We start from the raw sequence: 13,113 nt of genomic DNA, 5'->3' as shown, positions 1-13,113 counted from the left end.
CGCGAATAGATAGATTTATTCGATGATCGCCGAATGCGCGACACGCTTCTTCTATACTGCTAAGCACTCGTTTGTCATGGCGGACAAACTCCCATTTATTCGCGTGCAATGCGGGTCGTATCGCCGAGTGCCCGGCGTCGTACTCCCAGCGCACGCTCGCTGCGGTTCCGGTCGAACTTCATACCGGCCGCCCCACCAGGAGCTTCGATGCCTTATGTGCTGATCGTCGAAGACGATGCCGATACGCGCGCGATGCTCGCGGCGCTCGCGCAGGCGCAGCAGCTCACCTGCGACACGGCCGCGACGCTGGAAGAAGCGCGCACGCTCGTCTCGACGCATACCCCCGATCTCGTGCTGTGCGATCTCGTGCTGCCCGACGGCAACGGGATGGATCTGTTCGATGCATTGCCGAAGCGCGGGCATTGCGAAATCGTGCTGACCACCGGTCACGCGAGCCTCGAAACCGCGATCGACGCGTTGCGTCGCGGCGCCACCGACTACCTCGTGAAGCCGCTCAACATGCAGCGGCTGAACAGTATCTTCGCGCGCGTGCCGCGCACCACTGCGCTGCACGAGGAGATCGCTGAACTGCGCTCGGAGTTGCAGCGCCTCGGCCGCTTCGGCCGCATGCTCGGCAGCTCGCCGGCGATGCAGGCCGTCTACGATGCGATCGGCCGCGTCGCGCGCACCGAAGCGTCGGTGCTGCTCACCGGCGAGTCGGGCACCGGCAAGGAGCTGGCCGCGCAGACGGTCCACGATCTGAGCCTGCGCCGGCGCGGCCCGTTCCTCGCGGTGAACTGCGGCGCGATCGCCGCGAATCTCGTCGAAAGCGAAATGTTCGGCCACGACCGCGGCAGCTTCACCGGCGCGGAGCGGCAGCACAAGGGCTTCTTCGAGCGCGCCGACGGCGGTACGCTGTTCCTCGACGAAATCACCGAGATGCCGCTCGAATCGCAGGTCAAGCTGTTGCGCGTGCTGGAGACGGGCCGCGTCACGCGGCTCGGCTCGACGCGCGAGATCGACGTCGACGTGCGCATCGTCGCGGCCACCAACCGCGACCCGGAAGCCGCGATGGCCGACGGCAAGCTGCGGCCCGACCTCTATCACCGGATCAACGTGTTTCCGATTCCGCTGCCGTCGCTGCGCGAGCGCGGCGACGACATTCCGATGCTCGCCGATGCGTTCCTACAGCGCTACAACGAGGAAAGCGGGCGCAACCTGCGCTTCGCGCCGGCCGCACGCGAGGCGTTGAAGTCTTACGCATGGCCTGGCAACGTGCGCGAGCTGCGCAACTTCGTGCAGCGCGCGAGCATCTTCAGCGATGCGGACGTGATCGAAACCCTGCCGCCGCCGATCATGGAAGAGCTGTCGAACATGGTCGACTCGCAGGACGACCGCGTGACCGTGCCGTTCGGCACGCCGCTCGAGGAGGTCGACCGCAAGCTGATCCTCGGCACCATCGCGCAGTGCGGCGGCGTGAAGGCGCAGGCGGCCGAAGTGCTCGACGTCAGCCTGAAGACGATCTACAACCGGCTCGCGCAACTCGAAGGCGAGGTGGAGAAGCCGGACTCCTGATGCAACCGCCGGCGCACTCATGCGCGTGCGCGCTGCCGCGCGTCGTCGTCGAGGCGCCGCCGCATGCGTTCGACGTGCGGCGGGATCGCGTGCCGTTCGCGCAGGATCCACGGCAGGCCGGCAAGCGCGGGCAGGATCCCGCGCTCGCGGCGCAGCCGCGGCAGCATGCGCACGGTGTGCGCGAACGCGGCGCCCGCCGGCCATCTGAGCCATGCAGTCCACACGTCGTTGCGGGTCGATACGCTGCGCCGCGCGCGCGCGTCGCGCTGCGTCGAAGGGTAATGATGAACCGTCAACTGCGGCGCATAGACGAGCCATGCGCCCGCGCGATACAGGTCGAGCGCGAGCAGTGCTTCCTCGCCGCCGAGAAAGTAGCGTGGGTGATAGCCGCCCGCGCGCAGATACGCATCGCGCCGGAATGCCGTCGCGCCGGCCAGCAGCCCGAGGATCGGCCGCCCAGGCAGCGCGACGCTCGCGTCGAGCGGGCTATCGGCCATCAGCGCGCAGGTCGGGTCCTCGCGTTCTTCCGCGCCCACCAGCACGCGCGCGGTGACGGCCGCGACGTGCGGATACGCGTCGAGCAGGTTTGCTGCCTCGGCGATCGAGCCGGGCGCCCACCACGTATCGTCGTCGCAGAACGCGACATGGCGCGTGCGCGCGACGGCCACGCCGAGATTGCGCCCGGACGCGCCCACGTTGCCGGGCGCATGCACGAGCGTCACGTGTGCGAAGCGCTCGCGCACGAGTGCGGCGGTCGCGTCGTCCGAACCGTTGTCGACCACGACGATCGCCGGACGGTCGGGCAGCGCGGTGAGGCGCGCCAGCGTGCGCGCGAGTTCGTCCGCGCGCCGGTAGGTGAGCACCACCGCGGTCACGCGCGGCTCGCGCGGCGCGAGCGCTGCGCGTGCGGGCGTTATCCGGACGTGCTGTCGCATTCGAGTTGCCAGTATGTTTCCGGTTCACGGAGGTCGGCGCGCATATGAGGCTCGAACAGCGCAATCTGGCTCTGGTATGCGTCGACCGCAGCGGCCTTCGCTGCCGCGCCGTCACTGCGGTCGCCGGCCGGCGCGGCGACCGGCCGCGCAAACCAGCCGCGCTCGCGCCATTCGGACACGCGCTTCGACATCAGCCCGTCGATGCGCCGATACGGCGCGTCCTCGTAGAAGCGCCATGCACGCGACGTGTCGCCCGCCGCATGCAGGTCGTGCAGCACCGACAGCGCGGCCTGCTGCACCTGCAGATGATCGCGATGGAACAAGCCGGCCGGCGCGAGCACGCCGTAGCCCGGATGGGCGTCGAGCGTGTCGGCCAGCCGTGCGGCGATCTCGGCGGTCGCGGCCGGCGCGCCGTACTGATCGTCGAAGAACTCCAGCCACACCGGCCGCGCGTCGAGCAGCGCGAGCGCGCGGCGATCCTCGTCGCGCCGCGCGCGCACCGCTTCGTCGGCGCTGCGAAACCCCGCGCGCCGATCCCACGGCGGCGCGGCCGTATCGCGTGCGGGGATGCCGGCGAACACGGTCACGACGACCGAGCCGGGTGCCTGCGCGATCGCCTGCCCGCAACTGAAGACGGCGTCGTCCAGATGCGGCGAGATGACGAGCCAACGTGTCGGAGCGGTCATGTACTCGGAACCTCCGTGATGATGGACATGAACGGCCGGGCGGGCGACGCCCGCCGGCGAGCATGCGCCAGCATCCCGCGTGCCCGTCCGTATTCCCGCGCGCCGTGGCGGCCGGCCGCGCGGCAGGAGCGACCCCGATGATCGATATTGCAAGGACGCAGGCCGGAAATTACGCGACGGCCGTGATGCTGGTTGCGGTCGCAACGGTGTTGCAGGCGCTCGCGATCCGCTTCGGCGGCGTGAACCTGCCGCTGGTGCTGTACTACCCGATGCTGGCCGGCGCCGCGTGGGCGACCTCGTTCGTGTTCGGGATCGTATCGACCGCGGCGAGCGGGCTGCTGGTGTGGACGCTGTTCCTGTCCGATGCCGGCGCGTATACCGGGACGCAGCCGGAGCGGCTGGTGCGGCTCGGCGCCTTCATGCTGATCGGCGTGCTGGTGTGCGCGGTCGCGGCGATGCTGCGCGATACGCGGCTCACCAACGATCGCGCACGCCGCCGCGAAGCCGCGGCGCGCGAGCGGCTCGAGGCGATCCTCGACGCGCTCCCGCACGGCGTGATCGCGGCCGACACGCAAGGCCGCGTGACCTACCTCAATGCGGCGGCGGCCGAGCTGACCGGCCGCTCCTCGGGCGCCGCGCTGCAAGAACCCGTGCGCGACGTCGTGCGCTTGTTCGATCGCGACGAGCGGCTCGTGCCGACCACCGCGCTCGACCGCGCGCTGGCAGGCGTCTCCGCGCAATCCGATCAACACTGGCTGCAGCGTCGAAGCGGCAGCGCGCCGGTGCCGATCGCCGAGATCGCGCGTCCGCTCGCCGATGCGCACGGCAACGTCGACGGCGCCGTGCTGGTGCTGCGCGATGCGCTCGCGCAGCGTGCAGCCGCCGAAACGTCGCGGCTGCAACTGGCGGTGGTCGATGCGTCGCCTGACGCGATCGTCGGGATCGACGTGCAGGGCCGCATCGTCAGCTGGAACGGGGCCGCCCAGCGGATCTTCGGCTACGACGAAGCCCACGCGCACGGACGCGCGCTCGACACGCTGGTCGCGCAGCGCTGGCTGAGGCGCTACCCGCTCACCGTATCGTTCGAGACGCTGCGCGAGCCGATCGGCCCGCTCGAAGTGCTGTGCGTGCGCCGCGACGGCCGGCGCTTTCGCGCGTCGGTGTCCGCATGCCCCGTGCGCGGCGATGCGCGCAACTGCGTCGCGCTGTCGCTGACGCTGCGCGAGACGCGCGTGCAGCGCCGCCGCGATCTGCGGACGCAGCGCTCGCTGCAGGGCGCGCGCACCGCGCGCGAGCGGGCCGATACGTCGAACCGCCTGAAGGACGAACTGCTCGCCACCGTGTCGCACGAGCTGCGCACGCCGCTGAACGTGATCTACGGCTGGGTCGAGGTGCTGCGCAGCGCCGGCGACGACGCGCTGCAGCAGCAGGCGATCGACGCGATCGATCGCAGCGCGCATTCGCTCACGCGCATGGTGGGCGACATCCTCGACGCGTCGTCGCTCGCGACCGGCAAGCTGCGGCTCGACGCGATGCCGGTCGACGTCGTGCGGCTGTTCGCCGACGCGACGAGCGCGTTCCAGACCGCCGCGTCGGCGGCCGGCATCGCACTCGAGTTCGATTGCACGGCGAGCGCGTGCGTGGTGTCGGGCGACGCGGAGCGGCTGCGCCAGATGCTGTCGAACCTCGTGTCGAACGCGCTGAAGTTCACGCCCGCCGGCGGCGCCGTGACCGTCACGCTCACGCATGACGCCGCGCACGCCGTGCTCGCGGTCGGCGACACCGGGCAGGGCATCGCGAGCGAGTTCATCCCGTACGTGTTCGACATGTTCCGGCGCGCGGACGGTTCGCCCGCGTCGCCGCGGCGCGGCCTCGGGCTCGGCCTGTCGATCGTGCGTCATATCGCCGAACTGCACGGCGGCGAGGTCCGCGTCGACAGCGCGGGCCGCAACCGCGGCGCGACCTTCACCGTCACGCTGCCGGCCGGCTGGCAGCCGATCGGCGCGATGGCGTGGGGCGTGACGCAGGTCCTGCGCGATGCGCCGGCGCTCGACACGCAGCGCATCCTGATCGTCGACGACGACGCGACCACGCGCGACAGCCTCGCCGCCGCGCTGACGACGCTCGGCGCCGTCGTCGCGATCGCCGTGTCGGGCCGCACCGCGCTGGACGCCGTCGCGACGCTGCAGCCGACCGTCGTGCTGTCCGACCTCGCGATGCCGGACGGCGACGGCTTCTGGCTGATCGACGCGCTGCGCCGGCGTGGCGCGGGCGGCGTCGATGCGGCCCGTCCGCGCGTGCTCGCGGTGACCGCGCATGCGGGCCTCGGCGACGAGCGCCGCGCGCTCGACGCAGGCTTCGACGGCTATCTGTGCAAGCCCGTCGACGCGCGCGACCTCGCGCACGCAATCGCACGCGTCACGCAGCAAGACGGCTGACGCGCGGCCGCCGCCGCTTCGCTCCGCACTCCTCACGCCGGGGTGGCCGGCCGGTTCTGCGTACTGATCTGCGCGAGCAGGTGCGACGCGATCTGCGTGCTGCGCACCAGCTCGCCCGGCGCGTGGTGCGCGGCCTGCCGGTGGATGAAGTAGCGCGCCGTGTGCGCGAGCCCGGTGGCGAGCGGCGTCGTCGCGCGCCAGCCGAGGCGCCGCCGCGCCGCTTCGAGATCGGGGCGGCGCTGGCGCGGATCGTCGGACGGCAGCGGGCAGAACTCGATGTCCACGTCCGTGCCGACGACGCGCACTACTTCGCGCGCGATGTCGAGCATCGCGATCTCGTCGTCGCTGCCGAGGTTCACCGGTTCGCACGCATCGCCCGGCTCGTCCATCAGCCGCACCAGCGCGTCGATCAGATCGTCGACGTAGCAGAACGAGCGCGTCTGCGTGCCGTCGCCGTACACGGTCAACGGCTTGCCGGCCAGCGCCTGGGTGATGAAGTTCGACACGACGCGGCCGTCGGCCGGATGCATGCGCGGCCCGTACGTGTTGAAGATCCGCGCGATCCGCACGTCGACGCCGTACTGCCGGTGATAGTCCATGAACAGCGTTTCCGCGCAGCGCTTGCCTTCGTCGTAGCACGCGCGCACGCCGATCGGGTTCACGCGCCCGCAGTAGCGCTCGTCCTGCGGATGCACGTCGGGGTCGCCGTACACCTCGCTCGTCGACGCCTGCAGGATGCGCGCCTTCACGCGCTTCGCGAGGCCGAGCAGATTGATCGCGCCATGCACGCTGGTCTTGGTGGTCTGCACCGGGTCGCGCTGATAGTGCACCGGCGACGCCGGGCACGCGAGGTTGTAGATCTCGTCGACTTCCACGTACAGCGGAAACGTCACGTCGTGACGCATCAGCTCGAAATTCGGCGCATCGAGCAGGTGCGCGATGTTGTCCTTCGCGCCCGTGTAGAAATTGTCGACGCACAGCACGTCGTGCCCGGCCGTCACGAGGCGCTCGCACAGATGCGAACCGAGAAAGCCCGCGCCGCCGGTAACGAGTACGCGTTTGCGATCGTAGCCCTTCATCATGCATTCTCCTTGCGGTGCGCGAGTACGCCCGGCGTGGTGGAAACCGGCGTGCGGCGGGTCGCGGCGGTGCCGGCGCGCTGCGGATACGCGACGTCGCGGTAGACGTCGACGAGGCGGTCGGCCACGCCGCGCCACGTGTAGAAGCGATGCGCGCGCAGGTAGCCGGCGCGGCCCAGCGCCGCGCACAGATCCGGTTGCGCGCGCAACTGCAGGAGGCGGGCGGCGAGCGCGGCCGGGTCGCGCGGCGGCACCAGATAGCCGGTGACGCCGTCGTCCACCGTCGTGCGGATGCCGCCGACGTCGCTGCCGATCACCGCCGCCGCGCATGCCATCGCCTCGACCGGCGTAATGCCGAACGGCTCGTACCACGGCGTCGTCACGAACACGTCGGCCGCGCTGTAGTACAGGTGCAGCGCCTCGCGGTCGCGCCGGCCGACGAAGGTCACGCGATCGGCGATACCGTTGTCGTGCGCGAGCGCCATGAGTCGCGCGAGTTCCGGGTCGCGCGCCGGGTCGGGCGTGGCCTGGCTGCCGCCGACGATGTAGAGATGGGTCGGCCGCTGCGGATCGCGCGGCATCCGCGCGAGCGCGTCGATCACGTTGTCGATGCCCTTGCGCGGCACCAGACGCCCGAGCTGCAACACGACGAACGCATCCTGCTGCCAGCCGAGCTGCGCACGCGCGTCGGCGCGCGGCACCGGTCGAAACTCCTGCGCATCGAACCCGCACGGCACGATCTCGATGCGCGCCGCGTCCGCGCGGTAGTGCGTGGTCAGGTCGAGCGCATCCTGCGGGCATTCGGCGATCAGGCGGTCGGAGCGGCGCGCGAGCGTGTCCTCGATCTTGAAGCGCGCGTCGGGAAAGCCGTCGGCCGCGCCCTGATGCAGCCGGCGCACGCGGCCGAGCGCGTGGAAGGTCGTGACGAGCGGAATGCCGAGGCGCTTCTTCACGCGCAGGCCGGCTTCGCCCGACATGAAGAAGTTCGCGTGCATCACGTCGACGGGGTCGGGCTCGCGCCGCATGCGCGCGATCATGTAATCGGCGAACGCCCCCATGTACGGCAGCAGCCGCTCCTTCGGCACATCGGTCGGCGGACCGGCCGGCACGTGGATCACGCGCATGCGCGGGCCGATCTGCACGACCTCCGGCAGGTGCGCATTGTCGCAACGCGTGTAGACGTCGACGTCGAGGCCGCGTTCGGCCAGCTGCTTCGCGACGTTGGCGACGTAGATGTTCTGGCCGCCCGCATCGACGCCGCCGATGACGCCCAGCGGCGACGCATGTTCACTGATCAACGCGATTCTTTGCATGGTGATGCTCCCGAGGTCGGGGCCGCGCCGGTGGGCCCCGTTGCATCGCTGTCCGGCAATCGGCATGCCCGCCGCTTTGCAGGGGAAGCGGCCCGCATCGGCGCCGAAAAAATTACAACGGCTTGGATGAAAGGGCGTCTGATCGGCGCGCCGCACGCGCGAGCCGCGCCGTGCGCGCGGCACGCGACTTGCGACATCGGCATACCAGCCGGCACGGCCGGCGCTCACGAAAGGAGGTCACGATGAAGGTATTTCTGCTGCAAGCCAGCGCGCCGCGAGCGCGCCGTCGTGCGGGCACGCGTATCGGCATGGCGATCGCCGTCGCCGCTGCCGCCGCCTGCACCGTCGTCGCGCCGAGCGCGTTCGCCGCCGGCGACGACGCCGCTTCGTCGTCCGCATCGTCGTCCCATTCGAGCACCGGGACGAAGATTCACGACGCGACCATCACGACCAAGGCGAAGGCCGAACTGGTCGGCACGAGCGGCCTGTCGGCCGGCGACATCCACGTGAAGACGCGCCGCGGCGTCGTGATGCTGACCGGCAGCGTGCCGGACGAGCAGCAGCGCGGGCAGGCGGCCGACGTCGTCAGGAAGATCGACGGCGTGCGCGACGTGCGCAACCAGTTGACCATCCGCCCGAAGTGATCGGCGCGACGTAACAGGAGGTGTTATGAAGTGCACGCTCAAACCCGTCGGCGAGCAGACGATCGTGATCACGGGCGCGACGAGCGGCATCGGCCTCGTCACCGCGCGCAAGGCGGCACGCCGCGGCGCGAAGCTCGTGCTGTTCGCGCGCAACGGCGACGCGCTCGATACGCTGTGCGACGAGATCCGCCAGCACGGCGGCCTTGCTGTGCCGGTCGCGGGCGACGTCGCGAATCTCGAGGATCTGCAGCGCGCCGCCGCGCAGGCCGTCGACACCTACGGCGGCTTCGACACGTGGATCAACAACGCCGGCGTCTCGATCTTCGGCACCGCGGCCGCGGTGCCGCTCGAGGATCAGCGGCGGCTGTTCGACACGAACTACTGGGGCGTCGTGCACGGCTCGCTCGTCGCGTCGGACCATTTCCGGCGCAAGGGCGATTTTCATGGCGGCGCGATCATCAACCTCGGCAGCGAGGCGTCCGACGCGCCGCTGCCGCTGCAAAGCGCGTATGTCGCGTCGAAGCACGCGGTGAAGGGCTTCACCGATTCGCTGCGGCTCGAGCTCGAGTCGGACCGCTTGCCGGTGTCCGTCACGCTGATCAAGCCGGCCGCGATGGACACGATGTTCGTGATGCACGCGAAAAACTACATGAACGTCGAGGCGAAGCTGCCGCCGCCGATCTACGACCCCGAGCTGGTGGCCGACGCGATCCTGTTCGCGGCCGCGCATCCGCGCCGCACGCTGTTCGTCGGCGGCGCGGCGAAGCTGGCCTCGGCGGGCGCGTATCACGCGCCGCGCCTGTTCGATCGCCTCGCGGCCACGTTGTTCTCGCGCGGCCAGCGCACCGTGCGCCCGGCACGCCCGCGCGACGACAACGCGCTGTACGAGTCGCGCCACGCGCTGCACGAGCGCGAAGGAATGGAAGGTCCGGTGCTGCGCGGCTGCGCGTACAACGCAGTGGTGCAGCGTCCGAAGGTCGCGGGCGCCGTCGCGTTGGGCGCGGCCGCGCTGATGGTCGCGGCGCTCGCGCGGGCGCGGCGCACGACCGCGTAATCGATCTGGAGTGCGTTTTTCTTTCGAAGGAGGTTTCCATGTCATCCCGACAACACACCGGCCACGAATACAGCCACTCGCGCGCGCACGAAGGCGAGCGCACGCAGCAGGACCACGACAAGGGCGGCCATCAGACCGGCCACGGCAAGGCGCCGAGCCCGGTCGACGTGCAGAAGGCGCTGAAGGGCATGGATTACCCGGCGAGCAAGGCCGACGTCGTCCAGTGCGCGGAGCGCTCGCATGCGGACCAGCAGGTGCTGGAGATGCTGCGGCAGATCCCCGATCGCGAGTACACCACGCCGGCATCGGTGTCGAAGGAACTCGGGCGGCTGATGTGAGCGCCGCCGTCGGCCGTGCGCGCCGGCGCGCGCACGGCGCGTTACCGTCACGAGGAGCACGAGCATGGCGATGATCGTCGCAGGCCGCTTCACGACGTTCGATGAAGCGGAAGGTGGGGCGCGCCACCTCTACGAGCGCGCGTTCGGACCGGACGACGTGTCCATCTTCTTTCTGAACCCGGGCGGACAGCACGCGCGCTATCCGATCGGCGGCGACGTGTATGCCGATACGGCCGCGAAGCCCGGCGGCCGCGGCGCGATGGTCGGCGCACTGCGCGGCATGCTGATCGGCGTGATCGTCGGCCTGATCGCTTACGCGATCGGCCTGCGCTACTGGTTCGTGCCGGTCGCCGGCGCGTTGGCCGGCGCGTATCTCGGCGCCTTCGGCGGCGCGCTCGGACGGATGCGCGGCGAGCAGGCCGAGGGCAAGGGCACGCTCGAGCAGACCGAGAGCGGCGTGATCCTCGCCGCGCGCGTGACGGCCGCCACCGCGGCGGCGGCCGAAGACGTGCTGCGCGCGACCGGCGCGCAGGCGATCGAGCGCGTCGAAGGCGAATGGCAGGACGGCGAGTGGCGCGACTTCGACCCGGTGCGCCGGCCCGACGGCACGACGCAGGACGCCGCGCACTGACCATGCCGTTTCTGCACGCGCTTGCAATGCAGGGACGCACCGCGCGCGCACGGCCGCGAGCGGCCGTGCGGCACGAGCGGCGGCCTGCGGCATGCGGCTTGCGCCGTGCTCCCGACCCACGATCAAGGAGGCATACATGACCCAGGCACACCCCCCGCCGCCCCAGAAGCAGACGCAGCAGCCGGGCAGCGAGCGGGACATGCAGCCGAAGCCGCGCGACGAGGCGGCCGATTACGTCGGCAGCGGCAAGCTGGCCGGCAAGGTCGCGCTCGTCACCGGCGGCGACAGCGGGATCGGCCGCGCGGTGGCGATCGGTTTCGCGAAGGAAGGCGCGGACGTCGCGATCGTCTATCTGAACGAGTCGGACGACGCCGCGCACACGAAGCGGCTCATCGAACAGGCCGGCCGGCGTTGCGAGGCGATCGCGTGCGACATCGGCGACCGGCAACAGGCGCGCGACGCGGTCGCGCGCACCGTCGAGCGGCTCGGCCGGCTCGACGTGCTGGTAAACAACGCGGGCGAGCAGCATCCGCAGCCCGGCATCGAGGACGTGACCGAGGAGCAGCTCGAGCGTACTTGCCGCACCAACGTGTACGGGATGATCTTCTGCACGCAGGCGGCGCTGCAGCACATGAAGGGCGGCGGCCGCATCGTCAACACGGCGTCCGTCACCGCGTACCAGGGCAGCCCGAAACTGCCCGACTACTCGGCGACCAAGGGCGCGATCGTCGCGTTCACGCGCTCGCTGTCGATCGAGCTGGCCGAGCGCGACATCCGCGTGAATGCCGTGGCGCCGGGGCCGATCTGGACGCCGCTGATCCCGTCGACCTTCAGCGCCGAGCAGGTATCGAAATTCGGCTCGAACGTGCCGCTCAAGCGGCCGGGCCAGCCCGACGAGCTGATCGACTGCTACGTCCTGCTCGCATCGGAAGGCGCGAGCTACATGACGGGACAGACCTTGCATCCGAACGGCGGCTCGATCGTCGGCGGCTGACCGGTTCCCCACACAAGGAGAAAGCGCATGAAACGACCCAACTGGACGACCGCGGCGCTCGCTGCGGGCGCGCTCGCGGTAGCGGGGCTCGCGCACGCACAGATGCCGAGCGAGCCGCCCGCCTCGAATTCGCACGTGCCGGGCGGCGTGATCAATCCGTCGTCGGGCGCGGGTGCCGGCGATGCGGGCATGGCGAAGGCGCCGCAGAGCGCCGATGCGGAATTCGTCGACAAGGCCGCGATCGGCGGCAAGGCGGAAGTGCAGGCGAGCCAGCTGGCGCTGAAGCAGTCGAAGTCGTCCGACGTGCGCGCGTTCGCGAAGCGCATGGTGGCCGACCACGGCAAGGCGAATGCGCAGCTGAACCAGATCGCCGCGCGCAAGGGCATCAAGCCGCCGGTCGAGCAGGTGACCGACCCGGACGTGGAGGCGCTGCGCGGCAAGCAAGGCAAGGACTTCGACACCGCTTATGTCGCGGCGGCCGGCCCGGAAGCGCACCGCAAGACGATTGCGCTGTTCGAAACGGAGGCCCGCGACGGCAAGGACGCGCAACTGCGCGCGTTCGCGCAAGCCACGCTGCCGAAGCTCAAGCATCACCTGAGCATGGCGGAAGCGCTGCAGCGCAAGGTGGGCGCGCAGTAACGCGCGCCCGGTTCAACCCCGGGCCGCGCGTGCGGCCCGCATTTTTCGGAGAAGCAGTCATGGCCCAACGTCAATCGAAGCACGAAGGCATCCTCGAACTGCTCTGTCAGGCATACGAGACCGAGCTTGGCGGCGCGCAGATCTACGAGGCCGCGCTCCAGTGCGCGACCGACCCGGACCTGCACAAGGAATGGGAGAAATATCATCGCGAGACCCTGCATCACCAGGAAGTGCTGCGCAAGGTGTTCGAAACGCTCGGCCTCGATCCGGATGCGCAGTCGCCCGGCCGTGCCGCTGTCGCGGCCACCGGCAAGTCGCTGGTGCAGGTGATCCAGCAGGCGAAGAAGCAGGCCGATCCGGCCGTCGCGCAGGTCGTCGCGGCCGAGTGCGTGGTGCTCGCCGAGACGAAGGACCATCTGAACTGGGAGCTGATCGGCTATGCGGCCGACCAGCTGCGCGACAGCGGCGCAGCGCGTGCGCTGAAGGCCGCGCACGACGAAGTCGAAGCCGACGAGGATCATCACCTCTATCACACCCGCGGCTGGGCGCGCGAGATGTGGATCGAGTCGATGGGCTTCAAGGCCGTGCTGCCGCCGCCGGAGGAAGTGAAGAAGGTCGAGTCGGCGGCCGATGCGGCGCGCGCCGAACGCTCGCGCGGGAAGATGATGTAAGCGCGTCCGCTCGCGATCGGGCCGTGCCGCTCGCGCGGCCGGCCCGAGGCGACCGTGACCGTGAAGCGCGGGAATCCGCAGGCAAGAACCGCGGCCACTTCCCGAGCGACGTGGCC

Annotated in this window: 13 protein-coding genes; 9 read left to right on the top strand and 4 right to left on the bottom strand. The window is 70.4% G+C overall.

What is annotated here, in order from left to right; all coding sequences use genetic code 11:
* The first annotated feature begins 207 nt into the window (after nucleotides 1-207).
* Nucleotides 208-1,575, top strand: coding sequence for a sigma-54-dependent transcriptional regulator (locus tag EX20_RS05310; protein WP_011879849.1), 1,368 nt, complete (start codon nucleotides 208-210; stop codon nucleotides 1,573-1,575).
* A 17-nt stretch (nucleotides 1,576-1,592) separates the two neighbouring features.
* On the opposite strand, the gene EX20_RS05305 is transcribed toward EX20_RS05310, so the two are convergent.
* Together EX20_RS05305 and EX20_RS05300 are read right to left on the bottom strand one after the other, a co-directional pair.
* A complete protein-coding gene (locus EX20_RS05305) occupies nucleotides 1,593-2,510 on the bottom strand; it encodes a glycosyltransferase family 2 protein (protein WP_034192859.1) in 918 nt (305 codons plus the stop codon).
* Nucleotides 2,489-3,196: a PIG-L family deacetylase gene (locus EX20_RS05300; RefSeq protein WP_034192858.1), complete on the bottom strand. Its 708-nt coding sequence runs from the start codon at nucleotides 3,194-3,196 to the stop codon at nucleotides 2,489-2,491. Before EX20_RS05300 ends, EX20_RS05305 begins: the two co-directional genes overlap by 22 nt.
* A gap of 137 nt (nucleotides 3,197-3,333) precedes the next feature.
* Here EX20_RS05300 and EX20_RS05295 point away from each other — a divergent pair, with 137 nt between their 5' ends.
* The gene (locus tag EX20_RS05295) at nucleotides 3,334-5,634 is read left to right on the top strand and encodes a hybrid sensor histidine kinase/response regulator (protein ID WP_034192857.1); all 2,301 of its coding nucleotides are present in this window, start codon (nucleotides 3,334-3,336) and stop codon (nucleotides 5,632-5,634) included.
* Nucleotides 5,635-5,666: 32 nt separating this feature from the next.
* Here EX20_RS05295 and EX20_RS05290 read toward each other — a convergent pair whose 3' ends face one another.
* On the bottom strand, nucleotides 5,667-6,713 hold the full coding sequence (locus EX20_RS05290) for a UDP-glucuronic acid decarboxylase family protein (protein WP_011879853.1): 1,047 nt from the start codon (nucleotides 6,711-6,713) through the stop codon (nucleotides 5,667-5,669).
* Entirely contained in the window at nucleotides 6,713-8,026 is a 1,314-nt protein-coding gene (locus EX20_RS05285; protein ID WP_034192856.1) for a glycosyltransferase family 4 protein, read from the bottom strand. Before EX20_RS05285 ends, EX20_RS05290 begins: the two co-directional genes overlap by 1 nt.
* A gap of 242 nt (nucleotides 8,027-8,268) precedes the next feature.
* Here EX20_RS05285 and EX20_RS05280 point away from each other — a divergent pair, with 242 nt between their 5' ends.
* The 7 genes from EX20_RS05280 (at nucleotide 8,269) to EX20_RS05250 (ending at nucleotide 12,997) form a co-directional block, all read left to right on the top strand.
* The gene (locus tag EX20_RS05280) at nucleotides 8,269-8,670 is read left to right on the top strand and encodes a BON domain-containing protein (protein WP_034192855.1); all 402 of its coding nucleotides are present in this window, start codon (nucleotides 8,269-8,271) and stop codon (nucleotides 8,668-8,670) included.
* 25 nt (nucleotides 8,671-8,695) lie between these two features.
* A complete protein-coding gene (locus EX20_RS05275) occupies nucleotides 8,696-9,724 on the top strand; it encodes an SDR family oxidoreductase (RefSeq protein ID WP_014725676.1) in 1,029 nt (342 codons plus the stop codon).
* A gap of 38 nt (nucleotides 9,725-9,762) precedes the next feature.
* Nucleotides 9,763-10,062, top strand: coding sequence for a DUF2795 domain-containing protein (locus tag EX20_RS05270; RefSeq protein ID WP_014725677.1), 300 nt, complete (start codon nucleotides 9,763-9,765; stop codon nucleotides 10,060-10,062).
* 64 nt (nucleotides 10,063-10,126) lie between these two features.
* Nucleotides 10,127-10,693 (top strand): membrane protein, encoded by a 567-nt coding sequence (locus tag EX20_RS05265; RefSeq protein ID WP_011879858.1) that lies wholly within the window; start codon nucleotides 10,127-10,129, stop codon nucleotides 10,691-10,693.
* A 136-nt stretch (nucleotides 10,694-10,829) separates the two neighbouring features.
* Nucleotides 10,830-11,687, top strand: coding sequence for an SDR family oxidoreductase (locus EX20_RS05260; RefSeq protein WP_034192854.1), 858 nt, complete (start codon nucleotides 10,830-10,832; stop codon nucleotides 11,685-11,687).
* A gap of 27 nt (nucleotides 11,688-11,714) precedes the next feature.
* Nucleotides 11,715-12,326: a DUF4142 domain-containing protein gene (locus tag EX20_RS05255; RefSeq protein WP_034192853.1), complete on the top strand. Its 612-nt coding sequence runs from the start codon at nucleotides 11,715-11,717 to the stop codon at nucleotides 12,324-12,326.
* A gap of 59 nt (nucleotides 12,327-12,385) precedes the next feature.
* Nucleotides 12,386-12,997 carry a DUF892 family protein gene (locus EX20_RS05250; protein ID WP_034192852.1) on the top strand — a complete coding sequence of 204 codons (612 nt, stop codon included), beginning with the start codon at nucleotides 12,386-12,388 and terminating at the stop codon, nucleotides 12,995-12,997.
* The last annotated feature ends 116 nt before the right edge of the window (nucleotides 12,998-13,113 follow it).

It is taken from the genome of Burkholderia sp. WP42 (genome assembly GCF_000745665.1).
In the GTDB taxonomy this organism is placed as follows: domain Bacteria; phylum Pseudomonadota; class Gammaproteobacteria; order Burkholderiales; family Burkholderiaceae; genus Burkholderia; species Burkholderia vietnamiensis.
This window is presented reverse-complemented; position numbering and strand designations above follow the sequence as displayed.